Raw genomic sequence first — 15,820 nt, forward strand, 5'->3', positions numbered from 1 at the left:
AGAAATGGACCATGCCTATACAACACTGGCGACAGGCATTGAATCGCTTTGATATAGAATTTGGGGAGCGCATCAACGCTCACCAATAGTTCCGGGAGAACTTACACAGATTTTTTTACAGGCTCCGGCGCTGCGCTGGATTAAACTTTCTAAGCCTTCTCAGTCTTATTAAGCTCACGCATACTGGCAATGCCTTCTTCTGACAACCAAACCAGGGTATTCATATACGTCTCGATACGATCGACCAACTCTGCTCTTGGGCCATTTTTCCATTCGCTGGACCCATAGAAGGCATCTTGTTCAGCTTCCAGAGCTGCGCGGCTGGCATAAGAACGTATCATGTAATAAGTCGCTTCTTCATGATCGGAATGTCCGTAGGCGACTACATCCATATTCCAGCTTTTCAGCATGGGTACAGCAAGGGTATGCACAGCCTGATGGAAGGCCTCGGCGATACCGGGCTTGAGACGATAAGTGCGGATTTCGACTAAACGGGTCATGGTTTTGCCTGTCAGGGTCCAGTTGAGAACATTCATGCTAGCACAAGCTGCTGGCATTCACTTATCATCAGGCAAGCGCACTGACATGGGCGAGACAAGCTTAGTGATGACGCCTATGTCTTCTGCTTATCTTTGCCTTGATTTCTTCTTTGTACCCAAGTAATTTGCCTATATTCAAGGCGTCAGTCCAGCGTGCAGAACCAGCCCGTGCATTCAACAAGATCATGGTGGCTTTTTTGCCTGCCAATTTGACTCGCATGATGAGACAGGCACCGGCTTCATTGGTGAAGCCGGTTTTTGATAACAGGATGTCCCAGCCTTTTTTACCGATCAGGCGGTTGGTGTTGTGGAATTCACGGCTGAGCCCATTCTTGAGTGTGACGCTGTCTTCACTGTCGGTCGTGATGTCAGTAATTTCTGGATAGCGTGATGCAGCCTGCGCCATCTTCACCAGGTCAGCGGCTGTCGAAGTATTTTCTGGTGACAAGCCAGTCGCTTCGCGAATGACGGTGTGCCCCATACCCAAGGCAATCAATTTGGATTTAACGGCGACCATAAAGGCACCCTGACCACCAGGATAAGTGCGGGACAGAGCAGCCGCAGCACGGTTATCAGAAGACATCAGTGCCAGTTGCAAGGCTTCCCGGCGCGTCAGGCTTGAACCTATAGGAACATGGGAGCGGCTATGCTTGAGCTGGTCTTTATCCTCTTCTTCTATGGAGATTTTCTCATCCATATTGGCTTTGCTGTCGAGCAGTACCATGGCTGTCATGGGCTTGGTCAGCGAGGCAATTGGCACGACCACATCGGCATTTTTTTCTAGCAGCACCTGGCCATTACGCTCATCAACAACGATGGCATTTTGGGCACTCAATTGCATGGCAGACAGACTGCCACAGTACAACATCAGGACAACTAACAACTTGGGCTTCAACATCTGGGCACATCGATTCTGTCACGGGATTAAAAATAAGGCTGACGCAAAACTGCTAAGACAAAAGACTAAGCTAAGCATAACAATTTTGCGTCAACATTATAGAGAAAAACCAGCTTGCATACAGGCGGCAAATTTTGCTCGTTGCATGCAAACCGGTTTTTTCACAACTGAAAATTACTTGCCAGAGTAGATAATATCTGCACGGCGGTTTTCTGCCCACGCAGCTTCATCGCTACCTGTGGCTTTTGGTTTTTCTTTACCCAGAGAGACTGCTTCCATTTGCGCTTCAGGCACGCCCAGCAGGGACAGGGATTTACGCACAGCTTCGGCACGTTTCTGTCCCAGTGCCAGATTGTATTCGCGGCCACCGCGTTCGTCGGTATTACCCTGAATCAGGATTTTCTTGCCATTATTGGCACTCAGGTATTTGGAGTGAGCGTTAACCGTGCCACTGTATTCAGTTTTGACGACATATTGGTCGAAATCAAAATAGACGCTGCGCTTTGCCAATGGGCTGTTTGGATCATTCAACGGATCTATTTCAGTTTTTACTGCCGCGACACTACGGGTATCAGTAACCGGAGGCTTAGTCGTTGTTGCAGGTTGTTGCGTTGGTTGCTCAGCCACTTTTACTGGCGAACTGCAAGCTGCCAATAAAACTACTACAGCTACCAACCCGGCAGCGCTTTTGATTGTGTTGATTGCACGCATGTAAATACCCTCTAAATTTTTTAATTGGTCGATTCAGACCTGGCGCATAAACGAGACGCTACCAGGTAGTATGAAGCAACGCCATCTTGCCTCAGGAAACTTAGGCGAATCTTAAAAAACCGCATTGCCAGCAATCAAACACAGAATTTTGTCAAAAATGTGAGTGTTTTTCAGCCAGGCAGGGTATGCGTAGCAGGAAACAGGATAATTACTTCCAGCCCGCCCAGGGCGGCATCCGCCAGGCTGATCGTGGCATGATGGCGGTCAGCAATCGCCTTGGCGATGGCCAGACCGAGGCCGCTGCCGCTTTTATTCGTCCCCGCTACGCGATAAAAGCGGTCAAATATACGTTCACGTTCTTCTGGCGCGATGCCATCGCCAGTGTCCTGTATACCAAGCCGCACACCATCTTTGTTGCGGCTGAGACTGATTTGCACCCTGCCCTCATCCTGTATATAGCGCACGGCATTATCGAGCAGGTTGCGTATCATGATGCGCAGACTTTCACTATCACCTTGCAGTTCAAGCAACTCAGGCATTTCTGCATTGATGGCGATTTTCCTGGATTGCGCAAAGGGCATGACATCGCTGACTGCCTGTTCTATAGAGCTATTCAGCGCAATGTTTTGGAAACTCAGGCTGGCTTGTGAAGTCGGGTCTTGCCTGGCCAGCGCCAGTAATTGTTCTACCAGACGTGAAGCTCTATCGACACCACCTAGCAAGCGATTGATGGCTTGCTCATGACTGTTTTCATCCTTGACCCTGCCGAGGTTTTGCACCTGCAAGCGCAAGGCGGTGATGGGCGACCTGAGCTCATGCGCGGCATCTGCAACAAAGCGCTGTTGCGACTGTATCGCCAGGCCCATGCGGCTCAGCAGCGAATTCAATTCCGTCACCAGCAGGGAAACTTCTTTCGGCACGCCGTCTGACGACACCGGATCAGTCGAATTGGCATTGCGGTTGGCCAGTTCACTCCCTATGCGATTAAGAGGTGCCAGCACAGAGTTGATTCCCCACCAGACTGCGCAAAACAAGAGCAGGGACACGGGTATCACCGGCCACAAGGTACTCAGTGCAAAAGATATTGCCCTGTCCCTGCGCGAACCCATTTTTTGCGCGACCTGGATGACGCGCTTGTTTTCTTCGGCGGCATACACGCGCCAGTCGCCGTTTTCCAGCGTCACTGTTGAATAGCCTAGCGCAGCTTGCTTGGGCAGGCTGCGGTGCTGGCGTGACTGGTAAACCCTGGCACCATCTTCTGACCAGACCTGTACGACAAAATCAAAATCATCAATCTCAGTACCTGGCAAATTATGCCAATCAACCTGATCAAAATCACCGTCCTGCAAGGCCAGTGCCATTTGCTGCATGTGGTAATCAAACAGTTTGTTGGCTTCACCAATGGCCGCATGCAGCGAACTGGCAAACTGCAGGGCTGCGGCGGCCAGAATGGCGATGCCAAACAAGAGCATCATTTGCAGGCGCAAAGACTTCATGCGCTTTTCTCGACCATATAGCCGACGCCACGCACATTGACGATGAATTTTTGCCCCAGCTTTTTTCGCAGGCCGTGGATATACACTTCGACCGCATTGCTTTCTATCTCTGAAGTGGCGCCGAATAGCTGATCCTCCAGACGGCTGCGCGACAGTATGGCACCAGGCCGTGCTACCAGAGCATCAAGTATCGTCCATTCACGCGAAGATAGTATGACTTGTTCTGCACCACTAAATACTTGCCGCGTGGTGGTATTGACAACCACATCGCCGCACACATAAGAAGTATCAGTGCGGCCATGTGAGCGCCTTACCAGAGCGTGCATGCGGGCGATCAATTCATCCAGATCAAAAGGTTTGACCAGGTAATCGTCCGCACCTGCATGCAGGCCGCGCACACGGTCGGGCACGGCGTCGCGCGCGGTCATGACCAGCACGGGCAAGGTATCACCGCGCTTGCGCAAGGCTTTTAAAATGTCCATGCCGTCGCGCTGTGGCAGGCTCAGGTCCAGCAATAACACATCATAGCTATGGAATTGCAGGGCAGCCTCAGCGGCTTCACCATTGCTGAGCCAATCGACCAGATTGGCTTCACTTTCCAGCGCAATCTGTATGTTTTCACCTATCATGGGGTCGTCTTCGACGAGCAGGACTTTCATGTTTTGTATGTGCTTGATGTGTGAAAGGACGATTGAAAGAATAAGAGCAGCGTGATTGTACGCCATGGCCGGATTCAAAAGATATGCTGCAAATCACTTGACAGGTGCCGTCATTTAATCTTTAATTTCTGTAACAACAGAAATTAAAGAAATAAAGGAAAATTAATGCCACAAAAACAATTTTCATTACGCAAATGGCTGATACGCTGGCTGTATGCCACAGCTTTCACTCATTTGCTGATCGGCATTTTGTTGCCCTGGATCAGTGCCACAGGTCTGGTGGAGGTCTATCACCAGCTCATAGAAAGCCATTTCTGGCCACAGGCTGCACCAGATGCAGCGCGCAATATGCAAGTCTGGTGGATGAGTCTGTTTGGCGCTACCGTGCAAACTGTGGGCTTGTGGATGGGCGCGCTGATTTATCTGGGCAACCAGCACCGCAGCCGCTTTGCCTGGTTGTGGCTGATGATAGGCATACTGGTATGGGCTCCGCAGGATATGTTGATTTCCATGCAGGCGAATATGCTAATTAATGTTTGGATAGATGCATTCGCGGTGCTAAGCATGATCCCCCCCTTGTTCATCTTATGGAAAATGGACTCAAAGAATACTGAAAATACAGAAAGAAGTGCATGAATCCAGATAGCAAACCCATCCCATCAGAAGGAGAATTGTTCAGGAAAATCCTGGGCAAGGAATGGCTGAAACTGCACCCGGATATCCAGGCCAGGTTTGCCAAGAATCCTGAACCGGACAAGCCACTGTACTACACTGGCCAGCTCAGTGAACTGAGCTGTTCAAGAATAGGCAAACTCCTGGGTCACCTGACCAAACCAATGATAGCCGGGGCCTTGATTCCTTACACTGATCATGACTTCCCTGTCGATATCATGGTGTATTCCAAACCGGATTGTCCTTCCATTTTCAAGCAAAGGATATACCGTCTGCACAACAGGCCACCTATACAATTCACATCGTACATGCAGGAAAGTGAAAAGGGTGAAGTGCTCGAATATGTAGGCATGGGCTTAGGGATGAAACTGATCTTGCACGTGCATGAGGGTAATCTCTACTTCACCAGCGATGGTTACTTCTGGGATGTACTGGGCTACCGCATACCCATACCCGGTATTTTCACGCCTGGCAAAACTTATCTTTGCCATCGCAATGACAATCCTGAGCAATTCAATATACGCATAGAAATCAAACACGCCTTGTTTGGCCATACCTTTACCCAGGTCGGTGTTTTCAAGGAAATTCATCCTGAGGCAGCATCATGAACACCCATTTAATAGCCCTGCAATTAATGGCCGCACAAGGCTTGCTTGGCGCTTTCGATACCTTGTATCACCATGAATTGACCGAGGCCTTGCCACAGCGCGCCAGCGCCCGTAAAGAGTTAGGCATACATGCGACCCGCGCGCTCATCTACAGCTTACTGTTCATTGGTTTGTCAGCATGGGCCTGGCATGGTGCCTGGGCAATCGTGCTATTGCTGGTATTTGCTGTGGAGATTGTTTTGACCTTGTGGGACTTTGTGATTGAAGACCAGACCCGACTTTTGCCAGCAACTGAACGTGTGACCCACACAGTACTCGCAATTAATGGTGGTGCCTTTATCACCTTGTTGATCTTGAATACTCCTGAGTGGTTTGCTGCAAATACACAAATGCAATGGCAACCACAAGGCTGGCTCAGTGTATTCCTGGCCTTGTGTGGCGTGGGTGTTGGCGTATCTGGCATACGTGATGGGCTGGCTGCACTGCACCTCGGTAAAATCGCAATTAAAGAAAGGCAGGCAAGCATGATACATTTCAGCGACAAATCAGAGCAGGTTTTGGTCACCGGTGCCACAGGCTTTATCGGCACATTGCTGGTCAAAGCCTTACTGGCTGATGGACAGCAAGTGACGATACTCAGCCGCAACCCAAAACAGGCTAGCTGGAAGTTTGATGGCAAGGCCAGGGTCATCGCATCCATGGAGGAGTTACCAGCAAATCAGCGTGTAGATATCATCATCAACCTGGCAGGTGCACGCATCCTGGGCTGGCGCTGGTCAGAAAAACGCAAGGCAGAATTGCGCCATAGCCGCACTGGCCTGACAAAAGAAATTACAGCATGGATCAGTCGTGCAGAAAGCAAACCCAGGCTCTTGCTGGCAGCCTCAGCCATTGGTTATTACGGCATACAGGCCGAGGGCGACGACAGGGAATTGACTGAAAGCGCAGCGCCGCAAACCATCTTCATGTCAGAACTATGCCAGGAATGGGAACAAGCTAACCAAGCTGCCAACACTTACGGTGTCAAAGTCGTCAGGATGCGTTTTGGCGTCGTCCTTGGTCAGCAAGGTGCACTGGGCATGATGCTTCTGCCCATCAAGCTGGGCCTCGGTGGTGCCTTGGGTAGTGGCAAGCAATGGCAATCATGGATACATGTGCACGATGTATTACGCGGCATTGCCCACCTGTGGCAGCATGAAGCCAGCCTGCAACCGGACAGCGCTTATAATTTCACCGCACCTGAAGTAGTCACGCAAAAACAGTTCAGCACCATCGCCGCCCATGTATTGCATCGCCCCAGCTTCTTCCCTACCCCGGGCTGGCCTATGCGCCTGATGCTGGGTGAGCAAGCTGATTTATTACTGGAAGGCCAGCGTGTCGTGCCAGCAAAATTATTGGAAGACGGTTTTGTTTTTGATTATCCAGATTTGCGTAGTGCACTGATAAACCTGGTCTAAGCAGGCTGACTAAGATGCAAAATGAGATGCAAAATAAGATGCAAAGATGCCTATGCCGCGCAGAAAACAACTCAAATCGATAGCAGCGGGAATTGCGGATAGCTTTAACAGCCGCAATAATGATCTTGAAGGCTATTGGGCGATAGGCAAGCTTTGCCGCTTTGCGCATGAACGTTCTATTACTTTGCTTACGCTGGATTTACTCAATATCATCTGCACACCGCAAAGCGAAGAGTTCAATGCTGTCATGCATGACTATAAGGTGAAGTTGCGTGCAATCATGAACAAGCAAGGTATTACAGAAGACTGGCTGAAGGCTGCAACAATAGAGATTGATTTTCAGCCTGAGTATGAAGCACATTTGCACTACTTTCGTTCTGCACTGGGCGACTACTATACTGTCTCAGCAAAATTGATGACGGACCTGGGGAAAATATACAGCCTCAGAACTCGAGGTAATTGCAACCCTCATGATCCGTTAAGGGAAACACGACGAAGCGTTTAGCTTTCATACACAATATCCTCACTTGAAATTTGAAATTCAGTCGCAATCTGGTTCTGTAAACTCAAGGAGCAAGTCATGTTTTTTCTGCGTCATCCCCAGCCTGTAAGGCCAAGAAAAGCCGTGCCAGAACTACAAGTCAGCCGCCAGACCCAGGTTGCCGACACCAGGACTATTGTTGTTGAACATAGCGCGAAAGATTTGCAGACTTTGCAAACTCAGCTCACGGACCATGTAGCTGGCAAGAAGAAATAAAATGAAAAAACTGCGGCCTTTCTGGAGGGAAGCAGAAAGCCGCAGAAACGCGCAAAAACTTGTTCAATCAAAATAGATCAAGCCAGCTCAGGTAGCAGCCCTCTTCTTCGCTTCTTCCTCATACAGTTCTTTTTTGGACAACTTTCCTACCGGCGTCTTAGGCAACTCGGCACGAATATCCATGGCTTGCGGCATTTCATGCTTGCCCAGTCTGTCTTTGAGGAAGTCTCTCAACTCATCAAAGCTGAAAGCCACCTGACCTGTCTTGAGTTTGATAAAGGCTTTGGCAGATTGCCCACGATATGCATCGGGGATGCCAATGACGCTAACTTCGGCTACGGCAGGGTGTTCATAAATCGCCTCTTCGATATTGCGCGGATAGACGTTGTAGCCACCCGACAAAATCATGTCCTTGGTACGATCGACGATATACACAAAACCATCGACATCCATATAACCAACGTCACCGGTACGGAAGTAACCGTCAGCAGTAAATGCATCACGGGTCGCCTCTGGTTTGTTCCAGTAGCCTTTCATGATATTCGCTCCGGCTACACAGATTTCGCCGCGCTCTCCCAAAGCCACTTCCTGGCGAGGGTCATCAATGCTGGCAAATTTAAAGCGTATGCCTGGCGTCGGCAAACCGCAGGACCCCGCCTTGCGTACACCACCCAAGGGAGTGAAAGTACCTGTAGGCGAAGTCTCGGTCATGCCCCATCCTTCGAGCAGGGTGCAGCCTGTCAATGCCTGGAATTGTTGCAGCACTTCTGTTGGCAAAGGCGCGCCACCGGAGTTGCAGAACTTTAAAGCACTGAGATCAAATTCCTTGATCTGCGGATGATTGATGATGGCGGTATACATCGTCGGCACACCGGGGAAGACCGTGATTTTTTTATTTGCCAGATCCTTCACCACGGCATCAGCATCAAAGCGGGTATGCAAAACTATCTCTGCACCCAGGCGTATGCCAAACAGCATATCCACCGTCAATGCATAGATGTGGAATAGTGGCAGCACGGCCAGCAGTTTTTCTTTACCCTCTTCCAGCACTCGTGGCTGGATATTGGTGGTTTCCATGATCTGGCTGCAAGCCGTGGTGAGGTTGCCATGCGTGAGCATTGCGCCCTTCGGCAAGCCAGTGGTGCCACCTGTATATTGCAAGGTAGCGATGGCTTCTTTCGGGTCTATCGCAGCGATGGGCGTGTAGTTACCGTCATTGTCCAGCAGTTTTGCGAACAGCAGGTGCTGGGCATCATCGGGAATTGCGCTAAGCTGGCTTGCCTTGTCCAGATTCGCCCTGACTGCATCCGGATAAGGCGTCATTTCCGGAATATTGCCGATGATGAGTTTTTGCAGGCGTGTATGTCCCAGCATCTTCGCCATTTGCGGGTACAGCATGACCATATCCAGTGTCACCAGCATATCGGTATGGCTGTCGGCAATTTTATGCTCCAGCACTTTCTCGGCATCCAGCGGTGAATAATTCACTACCGTGCCACCGGCCTGCAAGATCGCAAAAAAACTGATGACGTAATGCGGAGTGTTCGGCAAATACAGGCCCACATGTACGCCGGGCTTCACGCCCAGTTGCTGGAAACCTTTAGTGGCCTGGTTGACCAGTTTTTGTAATTCTGCATAGCTGGTTTTCTTGCCCATGAATTCCAGTGCGGGCAAGTCTGGCCATTTGGCGACGGCATCATGCAGTAATTGCGGCACGCTGCTGATGGGCAGGTCGGCGTCCCAGTGTACGCCTGCGGGGTAAGATTTGATCCAGGGTTGTAAGTCGCGCATTTTTGTCTCTCTTTATAAGAATAATTTGAAAATGTCAGCCAACTGGGAAGTTAACGTCGGAAAAGCCCTGCCTCAAAAAGAGGAAGAGCCAATCTGGAACTACCCGTAAATCGCACTTATGAAACTACAAGTAATTATTTTTTCTCCGTATATTTCTTTAACTCCATCTTGCCGATTTGATTCCTGTGAACTTCATCCGGGCCATCTGCCAGGCGCAGGGTGCGCGCCTGTGCATAAGAATATGCCAGACCAAAATCATCAGACACACCACCACCACCATGCGCCTGTATCGCCCAGTCGATGACCTGGCAAGCCATGGTTGGTGCGGCCACCTTGATCATGGCGATTTCTTTGGCGGCTGCCTTGTTACCTACCGTGTCCATCATCTGTGCGGCATTCAGGACCAGGAAGCGTGCCTGGTCGATCAGGATGCGGGCGTTGGCAATGCGTTCCAGCGTCACGCCCTGCTCTGCCACCCGTTTGCCAAAAGCCACACGTGTCAAAGAGCGCTTGCACATGTCTTCCAGTGCGCGTTCTGCCAGACCGATGAGACGCATGCAGTGATGGATGCGGCCAGGTCCCAAACGGCCCTGGGCAATCTCAAAACCACGACCTTCACCCAGCAAGATATTGGATGCCGGTACACGCACGTTTTCAAACAGCACTTCGCCATGACCATGCGGTGCATCGTCATAACCGAACACCGGCAAGGCGCGCAAAATGGTTACGCCCGGTGTATCACGCGGCACGATGATCATCGATTGCTGCTTGTGACGGTCAGCATTGTCAGGATCACTCTTGCCCATGAAGATAAACACTTTGCAGCGCGGATCGTTCGCCCCAGACGACCACCATTTGCGACCATTAATGACGTACTCGTCTCCATCACGCACAATAGATGATTCAATATTGGTGGCATCAGAAGAGGCAACTGCTGGTTCTGTCATGGCAAAGCAGGAACGGATTTCGCCGCGGAGCAAGGGCTTCAACCATTGTTCCTGATGTTCAGGCGTGCCATAACGGGCAAACACTTCCATATTGCCGGTATCAGGTGCCGAGCAATTGAATACTTCAGGCGCCCAGACGGCACGGCCCATGATTTCGCACAGTGGTGCATATTCCAGATTAGTCAGGCCTGCACCATGGCCAGATTCTGGCAGGAACAGGTTCCACAAACCGGCATCGCGTGCCTTGGCTTTCAATTGCTCAACGACCTTGGTTGGTATCCACGCATTGCCCGCCTTGCGGTTGGCAGCGATCTCACCAAAGAAAGTTTTTTCATTTGGATAGACGTGCTCATCCATGAAGGCGATCAAACGTGCCTGCAAATCTTTGACTTTGGGGCTGTATTGAAAATCCATTTTGTTTCCTTTTTCCTTGTTGGTCCAGATGGACATGGATATGTCCGCTTTACTTTCTTTGTAGTTCAATATTGCGCGCCGTCAGCAATGCCGTTGCGCATAAAACTTCTTCACCATTGCGTACAGAGAAAACCTCTGCGGCACTGACTGTCAACAACTTCCCGTTTGAAACCACACGCCCGCGTGCCCGCAATTTTTCACCATCAGCAGGAGCGACTATCTTTAAATTACTATCAATGCTGGCGTTGATCCAGCCTGCTGGTAACAGGGTGCCAGCAGCAGAGACGCCGGCAAAATCTGCGGCTGCAAAGATGGCTGTGGCCTGCATCTTCCCTGGTACGAAACTGAGTTCTTCGCGATAGGCAATGTCCAGTTCCACTTCACCCGGCGCTATCTTGACAAACTCTATGCCCAGCCATTGCGCCATGGGCATGGCCAGCACCAGACTCTTCAGTTGCGCTGCGTAATCTGGATTGCTAGCCACGTAAGCCGGTTTCATGATCGCGCCTTTCTCCTTACCGTACTAACTAACCAGATAGCCGCCATCAACATTGATGCAGGCACCAGTGGTATAGCTGGACGCATTCGATGCCAGGTACAAGACCGTGCCCGCCATTTCGTCAGGTTCGGCAATACGTTTCATGGGTATGCGGGTCAGCGCTTTTTCGAGAATGACGGGATTGTGGAACAGGGCCGAGGCAAACTTGGTATCGGTTGCGCCCGGCAGCAAGGCATTCACACGCACGCCCATAGGCGCACACTCCTGTGCGAAGGATTTGGTCATGGCGATGACTGCAGCCTTGGTGATGGAATAAATCCCTTGCATGGCACCTGGCACTACGCCATTGACCGAAGCCACATTGATGATGCTGCCACCCCCATGCTTTGCCATCAGTTTGGCACCAGCTGAGGACATGAAGAAATAGCCGCGTATATTGACATCAACCGTCTTCTGGAAGGCGCTGACATCGGTCTCGGTGATATGCCCAAAGTGAGGATTAGTGGCAGCATTATTGACGAGAATATCCAACTTGCCATGAGCGGCTGTGATGTCGGCAAACAGGGCATCAATTTGCGCCATTTCACCAATGTGGCAGGCGCGAGTTTCTGCCTTGCCACCGGCAGCAATAATCGCTGCCACCACGGCTTCGCAAGCCTCTGCCTTGCGGCTGCTCACGATGACATAGGCACCATTGGCAGCCAGGGTTTTGGCAACGGCTTCACCTATGCCACGGCTGGCACCGGTGACCAGCGCGACCTTGCCGGTCAAATCAAACATTGCTGTCATGTCTTGTCTCTCTCGTCTCTCTTGTTTTTTAAACGTAGGTAATTGCTTTGGGGTTGTTCAATACTTCAAGATGTGAAAAATTATTCAGATAAGCCAAGGCAGGACGCAATATGCCTTCGGCTGTTGGCTGCAAATGAAAACGCGTGACCGCGCTGTTCACCAGTGACCAGTTGAGTTCAGCAAAGCGTGGATCCGGGAAACCCAGCACATGCTGGCATAAGGCTGAGATCGTGCCTCCAGAAGTGAAGATGACGATGTTCTTGGCATCATCCACAATTACCAGTTGCTTGTGCATGGCGATAACGCAGCGCTGGCGGAATTCATGCCAGCTTTCTACATACTCAGCATCATGCTCGCCTGACATCCAGCGGCTGATCGCCTGGGCAAAAATATCCTGAAAGGCTTGCTTGCCATTCGGCGTATTCATGAGGAAATGCTTGACCGCTGCCGGGTCATCAAAAGCAGGTACATGCCGTGCCAGCACTTCATGGTGGTTGTATTCATTGAAACCGGCATCGCAATGCCAGGCAGAGGTATCAAGCACATCAACATCCTGTTGCAGCATTGCAGACAGACAGGCCTGCGCAGTTTGCTGGTGACGTTTCAACGCGCCAGTGACGACACGAGATACCTGCATATCACGCGCCGCCCACCAGCGGCCCAAGTGCCTCGCCTGCTGTTCGCCCAATTCAGACAATTGGTCATAGTTCTGGTTGCCGAATGAAGCCTGCCCGTGCCTGACCAGATATAAAGCTGCCATTACTTCCTCTATGAGATATCACTGATAAATTAATGAACAAAGTGTAAGCGCGGGACTATAATTGATCAAATGAATAGTTATTATCAAGATTAATTAATCTTATGCATTTATCTCGTGTCGATCTAAACCTGTTCACCGTCTTTGTTGCCATCTATACCGAAGGCAGCGTGACCCGCGCCAGCCAGCAACTGAACCTGACCCAGCCAGCCATCAGCCATGCTTTGAACCGCTTGCGGCAATTGTTCAATGACCCTCTGTTTGTACGTCAGGGCCAGATGATGGTTTCGACCCCGTTGGCGCGCAGCATCATAGAACCGGTACGGCAAGCGCTGCGCGGGCTGGAAGTGACGCTGACCGAGAATGACAAGTTTGACCCGGCACTGGCGACCAAACAATTCAACCTGGCCTTGCGTGATGTATTGGAATCGACTGCCCTGCCACCATTAATGGAAAGCATCACGCGGCAGGCACCGCAAATCAATCTGGCAGCGATACAGGTAGAAAGGCGGGAACTTGTCAGTGAACTGGCGGCTGGCAGCCTCGATCTGGCCATTGACATGCTCTTGCCATTGCCAAATGAGATACACCGCCAGAAGGTAGTGCAAGGCAATACCGTTGTACTGGCCAGACGTGATCATCCTATCATACAGGGCAAGCTGGATCTGGACACCTATATGCAGGCCGAACACATACTTGCCAGCTCGCGCCGCAAAGGTATGGGCCTGGAAGATTTTGAACTGAGCCGCCTGGGCTTGCAAAGACGCATACGCCTTCGTTGCCAGCATTATTTTGCCGCATGCCGGGTAGTTAGTCAGACAGATTTACTGCTGACCATGCCGGAAGGCTATGCACGCATTGCAAATGAACAATTCGACAATCAGATATTGCCGCTGCCAGCGGCCATGCCCTCATGGGATGTGTATTTGTACTGGCACCAGAATGTGGAAAATGACCCGGCCAATCGCTGGCTAAGACAACAGGTGATAGAGGCGTTTCAAAACCAGACAGTGTGATAGTCGTAAAGACATGAGGCTGGTTTGATCCAGCATCAAGCAGTGGTGCTTATTTGCCAGCCTTGGGCTCGTCTGGTAACAGGCAAGCATCGATAATTTGCAAATCATTATCTTTGGCAAAGCTGACGACGAAATGATAAGCCAGCGGTTCGATTTCACGTATGGCTTCGTTGACAACGACAGAGCGCACGCCGTTCAACAAGATCGGGCGTACATAAGGTGAATACTGCAGGTGTGAATTTCTACCACCGTCAGGGCTGAAACAGGACATGGCTCCACACAGGCGCTCTGCCCAATCGCTGGGGCGAAATTGCTTTCCATCGCTGGTTACACCCTGGATGAAAAATTCGCGTACTTGTTGCGTTTCTTTGGAATCGGCCATGTGCTCGGCTTGCAAAAGCAAGAGTGAATTAAGCTTAACATCATTATGTAATACCAAGCTTTCAATATACTTCCATATTATATCTTATAGAAGACTTGAATCAAAACTGGCATCGCTGATATATCTGGCTTTGATGCATAGCAAGCAATCTTATTGAGCCACTATAGTGCATTTTGAGAGGGAGTAAAGAAAAGTCAGCACAAGGCTTTGCCTGATTAACAAGCACTGCATTTCTCTGCGAAGCGCAAACCGCAGAAAGAGAGTTGGCATTTAATAAAAATTGATGCATCTGCCGTGTTCAGGCATTACATCATTGAATGCAAAATGCATATGCCCTTACAATAAAAAATGCGCATCCATTCATAGCAAGCTTCCGATTACACAATATGATCCCTTATTTCACAAAAGAACAAGTCAGCATCGCCCTGCCCTATGCAAAACTGATACCCGCATTACGCCTGGCATTTACGCAAGAAGTCATTGCGCCGAAACGGCATGCACACAACCTGTCTGAAGCAGATAATTCCAGTTTGCTGCTGATGCCGGTCTGGCAGCCGCAAGGACAACTGGGTGTGAAGCTGGTGACGGTGGCACCAAAGAATACAGATATGCCAACCGTGCAAGCAGTCTTTGTTTTATTTGATGCCAAAACAGGTACACCGCTGGCCTTGATGGATGGTGAAGAATTGACTTTGCGGCGCACCGCTGCGGCCTCTGCCCTTGCGTCTTCTTATGCATCCCGGCACGATGCACGACATTTGCTGTTGGTTGGCAACGGCAGCCTGGCACCCCATGTCGCGATTGCACATTGCCAGACCAGGGCAATTACTGATATCAGCATCTGGGGCAGATCCGTTGAGAAGTCAGCAGGTGCCGCAAAAATAATCCGCGAGCATGCAGAATTCCCGGCACATATCAGAGTACATGTCAGGGAAGACCTGGCAGCAGCATGCCATGAAGCCGACATCATTTGTTGCGCGACCACCAGCAAGACACCGGTTGTGTTGAGTGACTATGTCAAAGCGGGAACACATCTTGATCTGGTAGGCGGTTTCAAGCCAGATATGCGTGAAGTGGATGATGAGCTGATGAGCAGGGCCACCGTGTTTGTCGATACTTATGCAGGCGCCCTGGCCGAGGCAGGAGATATCACACAAACACTGGCGAATGGCAGCCTGGCAAAATCAGCGATTGTTGCGGAGCTGGCAGAGCTTTGCGCCGACAAGCATCTGGGCCGCAAGAGCAATGCCGAGATCACTTTGTTCAAGTCAGTGGGAACGGCAATTGAGGATTTGTGTGCAGCGAATCTGGTGTGGGGGAAGTGATGATGGATGCACGCTAGGCCCTGACCCTGGCTACGCATTGAAGGCTGGGTCTGCCTATCCTCGTAGGTTGGGCTGCGAGGTTGGGCTGCATTTTACCAGCCCA

The 15,820-nt window shown here is 50.6% G+C and carries 18 protein-coding genes; 7 read left to right on the forward strand and 11 right to left on the reverse strand.

All coding sequences use genetic code 11. The features are described from left to right. Positions 1–149 precede the first annotated feature (149 nt). From ACO0LN_RS29005 to ACO0LN_RS29025, 5 genes are all read right to left on the reverse strand, one after another. Positions 150–500, reverse strand: coding sequence for an NIPSNAP family protein (locus tag ACO0LN_RS29005; protein ID WP_422980015.1), 351 nt, complete (start codon positions 498–500; stop codon positions 150–152). Between the two features lie 100 nt (positions 501–600). Then, positions 601–1,437 carry a serine hydrolase gene (locus ACO0LN_RS29010; protein ID WP_422980017.1) on the reverse strand — a complete coding sequence of 279 codons (837 nt, stop codon included), beginning with the start codon at positions 1,435–1,437 and terminating at the stop codon, positions 601–603. Between the two features lie 174 nt (positions 1,438–1,611). Next, on the reverse strand, positions 1,612–2,148 hold the full coding sequence (gene pal, locus ACO0LN_RS29015) for a peptidoglycan-associated lipoprotein Pal (RefSeq protein ID WP_422980019.1): 537 nt from the start codon (positions 2,146–2,148) through the stop codon (positions 1,612–1,614). Between the two features lie 170 nt (positions 2,149–2,318). Then, entirely contained in the window at positions 2,319–3,644 is a 1,326-nt protein-coding gene (locus tag ACO0LN_RS29020) for an ATP-binding protein (protein ID WP_422980021.1), read from the reverse strand. Then, positions 3,641–4,303, reverse strand: coding sequence for a response regulator (locus tag ACO0LN_RS29025; protein ID WP_422980023.1), 663 nt, complete (start codon positions 4,301–4,303; stop codon positions 3,641–3,643). The genes ACO0LN_RS29020 and ACO0LN_RS29025 overlap by 4 nt, the downstream gene beginning before the upstream one ends. 165 nt (positions 4,304–4,468) lie before the next feature. On the opposite strand from ACO0LN_RS29025, the gene ACO0LN_RS29030 reads away from it, so the two are divergent. The 5 genes from ACO0LN_RS29030 (at position 4,469) to ACO0LN_RS29050 (ending at position 7,797) form a co-directional block, all read left to right on the forward strand. Further along, the gene (locus ACO0LN_RS29030; protein WP_422980025.1) at positions 4,469–4,939 is read left to right on the forward strand and encodes a cell division protein; all 471 of its coding nucleotides are present in this window, start codon (positions 4,469–4,471) and stop codon (positions 4,937–4,939) included. Further along, positions 4,936–5,583 (forward strand): DUF4166 domain-containing protein, encoded by a 648-nt coding sequence (locus ACO0LN_RS29035; RefSeq protein WP_422980027.1) that lies wholly within the window; start codon positions 4,936–4,938, stop codon positions 5,581–5,583. The genes ACO0LN_RS29030 and ACO0LN_RS29035 overlap by 4 nt, the downstream gene beginning before the upstream one ends. Beyond that, positions 5,580–7,040, forward strand: a complete 1,461-nt coding sequence (locus ACO0LN_RS29040) for a TIGR01777 family oxidoreductase (RefSeq protein ID WP_422980029.1) — start codon at positions 5,580–5,582, stop codon at positions 7,038–7,040. The genes ACO0LN_RS29035 and ACO0LN_RS29040 overlap by 4 nt, the downstream gene beginning before the upstream one ends. A 46-nt stretch (positions 7,041–7,086) precedes the next feature. Beyond that, a complete protein-coding gene (locus ACO0LN_RS29045) occupies positions 7,087–7,545 on the forward strand; it encodes a hypothetical protein (RefSeq protein WP_422980031.1) in 459 nt (152 codons plus the stop codon). 75 nt (positions 7,546–7,620) lie between these two features. Further along, entirely contained in the window at positions 7,621–7,797 is a 177-nt protein-coding gene (locus ACO0LN_RS29050; RefSeq protein ID WP_422980033.1) for a hypothetical protein, read from the forward strand. Positions 7,798–7,884: 87 nt separating this feature from the next. Here ACO0LN_RS29050 and ACO0LN_RS29055 read toward each other — a convergent pair whose 3' ends face one another. The 5 genes from ACO0LN_RS29055 to ACO0LN_RS29075 all read right to left on the reverse strand — a co-directional run bounded on the left by ACO0LN_RS29055 (position 7,885) and on the right by ACO0LN_RS29075 (position 12,997). Beyond that, positions 7,885–9,588 carry a long-chain-fatty-acid--CoA ligase gene (locus ACO0LN_RS29055; RefSeq protein WP_422980034.1) on the reverse strand — a complete coding sequence of 568 codons (1,704 nt, stop codon included), beginning with the start codon at positions 9,586–9,588 and terminating at the stop codon, positions 7,885–7,887. A gap of 134 nt (positions 9,589–9,722) precedes the next feature. Further along, positions 9,723–10,949 (reverse strand): acyl-CoA dehydrogenase, encoded by a 1,227-nt coding sequence (locus tag ACO0LN_RS29060; protein ID WP_422980063.1) that lies wholly within the window; start codon positions 10,947–10,949, stop codon positions 9,723–9,725. 49 nt (positions 10,950–10,998) lie between these two features. Continuing rightward, positions 10,999–11,448 carry a PaaI family thioesterase gene (locus tag ACO0LN_RS29065; RefSeq protein ID WP_422980036.1) on the reverse strand — a complete coding sequence of 150 codons (450 nt, stop codon included), beginning with the start codon at positions 11,446–11,448 and terminating at the stop codon, positions 10,999–11,001. Between the two features lie 24 nt (positions 11,449–11,472). Then, positions 11,473–12,237 (reverse strand): SDR family oxidoreductase, encoded by a 765-nt coding sequence (locus tag ACO0LN_RS29070; RefSeq protein ID WP_422980038.1) that lies wholly within the window; start codon positions 12,235–12,237, stop codon positions 11,473–11,475. 28 nt (positions 12,238–12,265) lie between these two features. Next, positions 12,266–12,997 (reverse strand): histidine phosphatase family protein, encoded by a 732-nt coding sequence (locus ACO0LN_RS29075; RefSeq protein WP_422980040.1) that lies wholly within the window; start codon positions 12,995–12,997, stop codon positions 12,266–12,268. A 101-nt stretch (positions 12,998–13,098) separates the two neighbouring features. Here ACO0LN_RS29075 and ACO0LN_RS29080 point away from each other — a divergent pair, with 101 nt between their 5' ends. Continuing rightward, entirely contained in the window at positions 13,099–14,010 is a 912-nt protein-coding gene (locus ACO0LN_RS29080; protein ID WP_422980042.1) for a LysR family transcriptional regulator, read from the forward strand. Between the two features lie 49 nt (positions 14,011–14,059). Here ACO0LN_RS29080 and ACO0LN_RS29085 read toward each other — a convergent pair whose 3' ends face one another. Next, positions 14,060–14,392 carry a DUF3579 domain-containing protein gene (locus tag ACO0LN_RS29085; RefSeq protein ID WP_422952760.1) on the reverse strand — a complete coding sequence of 111 codons (333 nt, stop codon included), beginning with the start codon at positions 14,390–14,392 and terminating at the stop codon, positions 14,060–14,062. A gap of 386 nt (positions 14,393–14,778) precedes the next feature. On the opposite strand from ACO0LN_RS29085, the gene ACO0LN_RS29090 reads away from it, so the two are divergent. After that, on the forward strand, positions 14,779–15,717 hold the full coding sequence (locus tag ACO0LN_RS29090; RefSeq protein ID WP_422980044.1) for an ornithine cyclodeaminase family protein: 939 nt from the start codon (positions 14,779–14,781) through the stop codon (positions 15,715–15,717). The last annotated feature ends 103 nt before the right edge of the window (positions 15,718–15,820 follow it).

This window comes from Undibacterium sp. TC9W (genome assembly GCF_049339865.1).
Taxonomy (GTDB): Bacteria; Pseudomonadota; Gammaproteobacteria; order Burkholderiales; family Burkholderiaceae_D; genus Undibacterium.

What these genes read in the sequence shown, in the direction of transcription:
- ACO0LN_RS29005 (WP_422980015.1), bottom strand. Translation starts at nt 500, where the DNA reads ATGACCCGTTTAGTCGAAATCCGCACTTATCGTCTCAAGCCCGGTATC.
- ACO0LN_RS29010 (WP_422980017.1), bottom strand. Translation starts at nt 1,437, where the DNA reads ATGTTGAAGCCCAAGTTGTTAGTTGTCCTGATGTTGTACTGTGGCAGT.
- pal (WP_422980019.1), bottom strand. Translation starts at nt 2,148, where the DNA reads ATGCGTGCAATCAACACAATCAAAAGCGCTGCCGGGTTGGTAGCTGTA.
- ACO0LN_RS29020 (WP_422980021.1), bottom strand. Translation starts at nt 3,644, where the DNA reads ATGAAGTCTTTGCGCCTGCAAATGATGCTCTTGTTTGGCATCGCCATT.
- ACO0LN_RS29025 (WP_422980023.1), bottom strand. Translation starts at nt 4,303, where the DNA reads ATGAAAGTCCTGCTCGTCGAAGACGACCCCATGATAGGTGAAAACATA.
- ACO0LN_RS29030 (WP_422980025.1), top strand. Translation starts at nt 4,469, where the DNA reads ATGCCACAAAAACAATTTTCATTACGCAAATGGCTGATACGCTGGCTG.
- ACO0LN_RS29035 (WP_422980027.1), top strand. Translation starts at nt 4,936, where the DNA reads ATGAATCCAGATAGCAAACCCATCCCATCAGAAGGAGAATTGTTCAGG.
- ACO0LN_RS29040 (WP_422980029.1), top strand. Translation starts at nt 5,580, where the DNA reads ATGAACACCCATTTAATAGCCCTGCAATTAATGGCCGCACAAGGCTTG.
- ACO0LN_RS29045 (WP_422980031.1), top strand. Translation starts at nt 7,087, where the DNA reads ATGCCTATGCCGCGCAGAAAACAACTCAAATCGATAGCAGCGGGAATT.
- ACO0LN_RS29050 (WP_422980033.1), top strand. Translation starts at nt 7,621, where the DNA reads ATGTTTTTTCTGCGTCATCCCCAGCCTGTAAGGCCAAGAAAAGCCGTG.
- ACO0LN_RS29055 (WP_422980034.1), bottom strand. Translation starts at nt 9,588, where the DNA reads ATGCGCGACTTACAACCCTGGATCAAATCTTACCCCGCAGGCGTACAC.
- ACO0LN_RS29060 (WP_422980063.1), bottom strand. Translation starts at nt 10,949, where the DNA reads ATGGATTTTCAATACAGCCCCAAAGTCAAAGATTTGCAGGCACGTTTG.
- ACO0LN_RS29065 (WP_422980036.1), bottom strand. Translation starts at nt 11,448, where the DNA reads ATGAAACCGGCTTACGTGGCTAGCAATCCAGATTACGCAGCGCAACTG.
- ACO0LN_RS29070 (WP_422980038.1), bottom strand. Translation starts at nt 12,237, where the DNA reads ATGACAGCAATGTTTGATTTGACCGGCAAGGTCGCGCTGGTCACCGGT.
- ACO0LN_RS29075 (WP_422980040.1), bottom strand. Translation starts at nt 12,997, where the DNA reads ATGGCAGCTTTATATCTGGTCAGGCACGGGCAGGCTTCATTCGGCAAC.
- ACO0LN_RS29080 (WP_422980042.1), top strand. Translation starts at nt 13,099, where the DNA reads ATGCATTTATCTCGTGTCGATCTAAACCTGTTCACCGTCTTTGTTGCC.
- ACO0LN_RS29085 (WP_422952760.1), bottom strand. Translation starts at nt 14,392, where the DNA reads ATGGCCGATTCCAAAGAAACGCAACAAGTACGCGAATTTTTCATCCAG.
- ACO0LN_RS29090 (WP_422980044.1), top strand. Translation starts at nt 14,779, where the DNA reads ATGATCCCTTATTTCACAAAAGAACAAGTCAGCATCGCCCTGCCCTAT.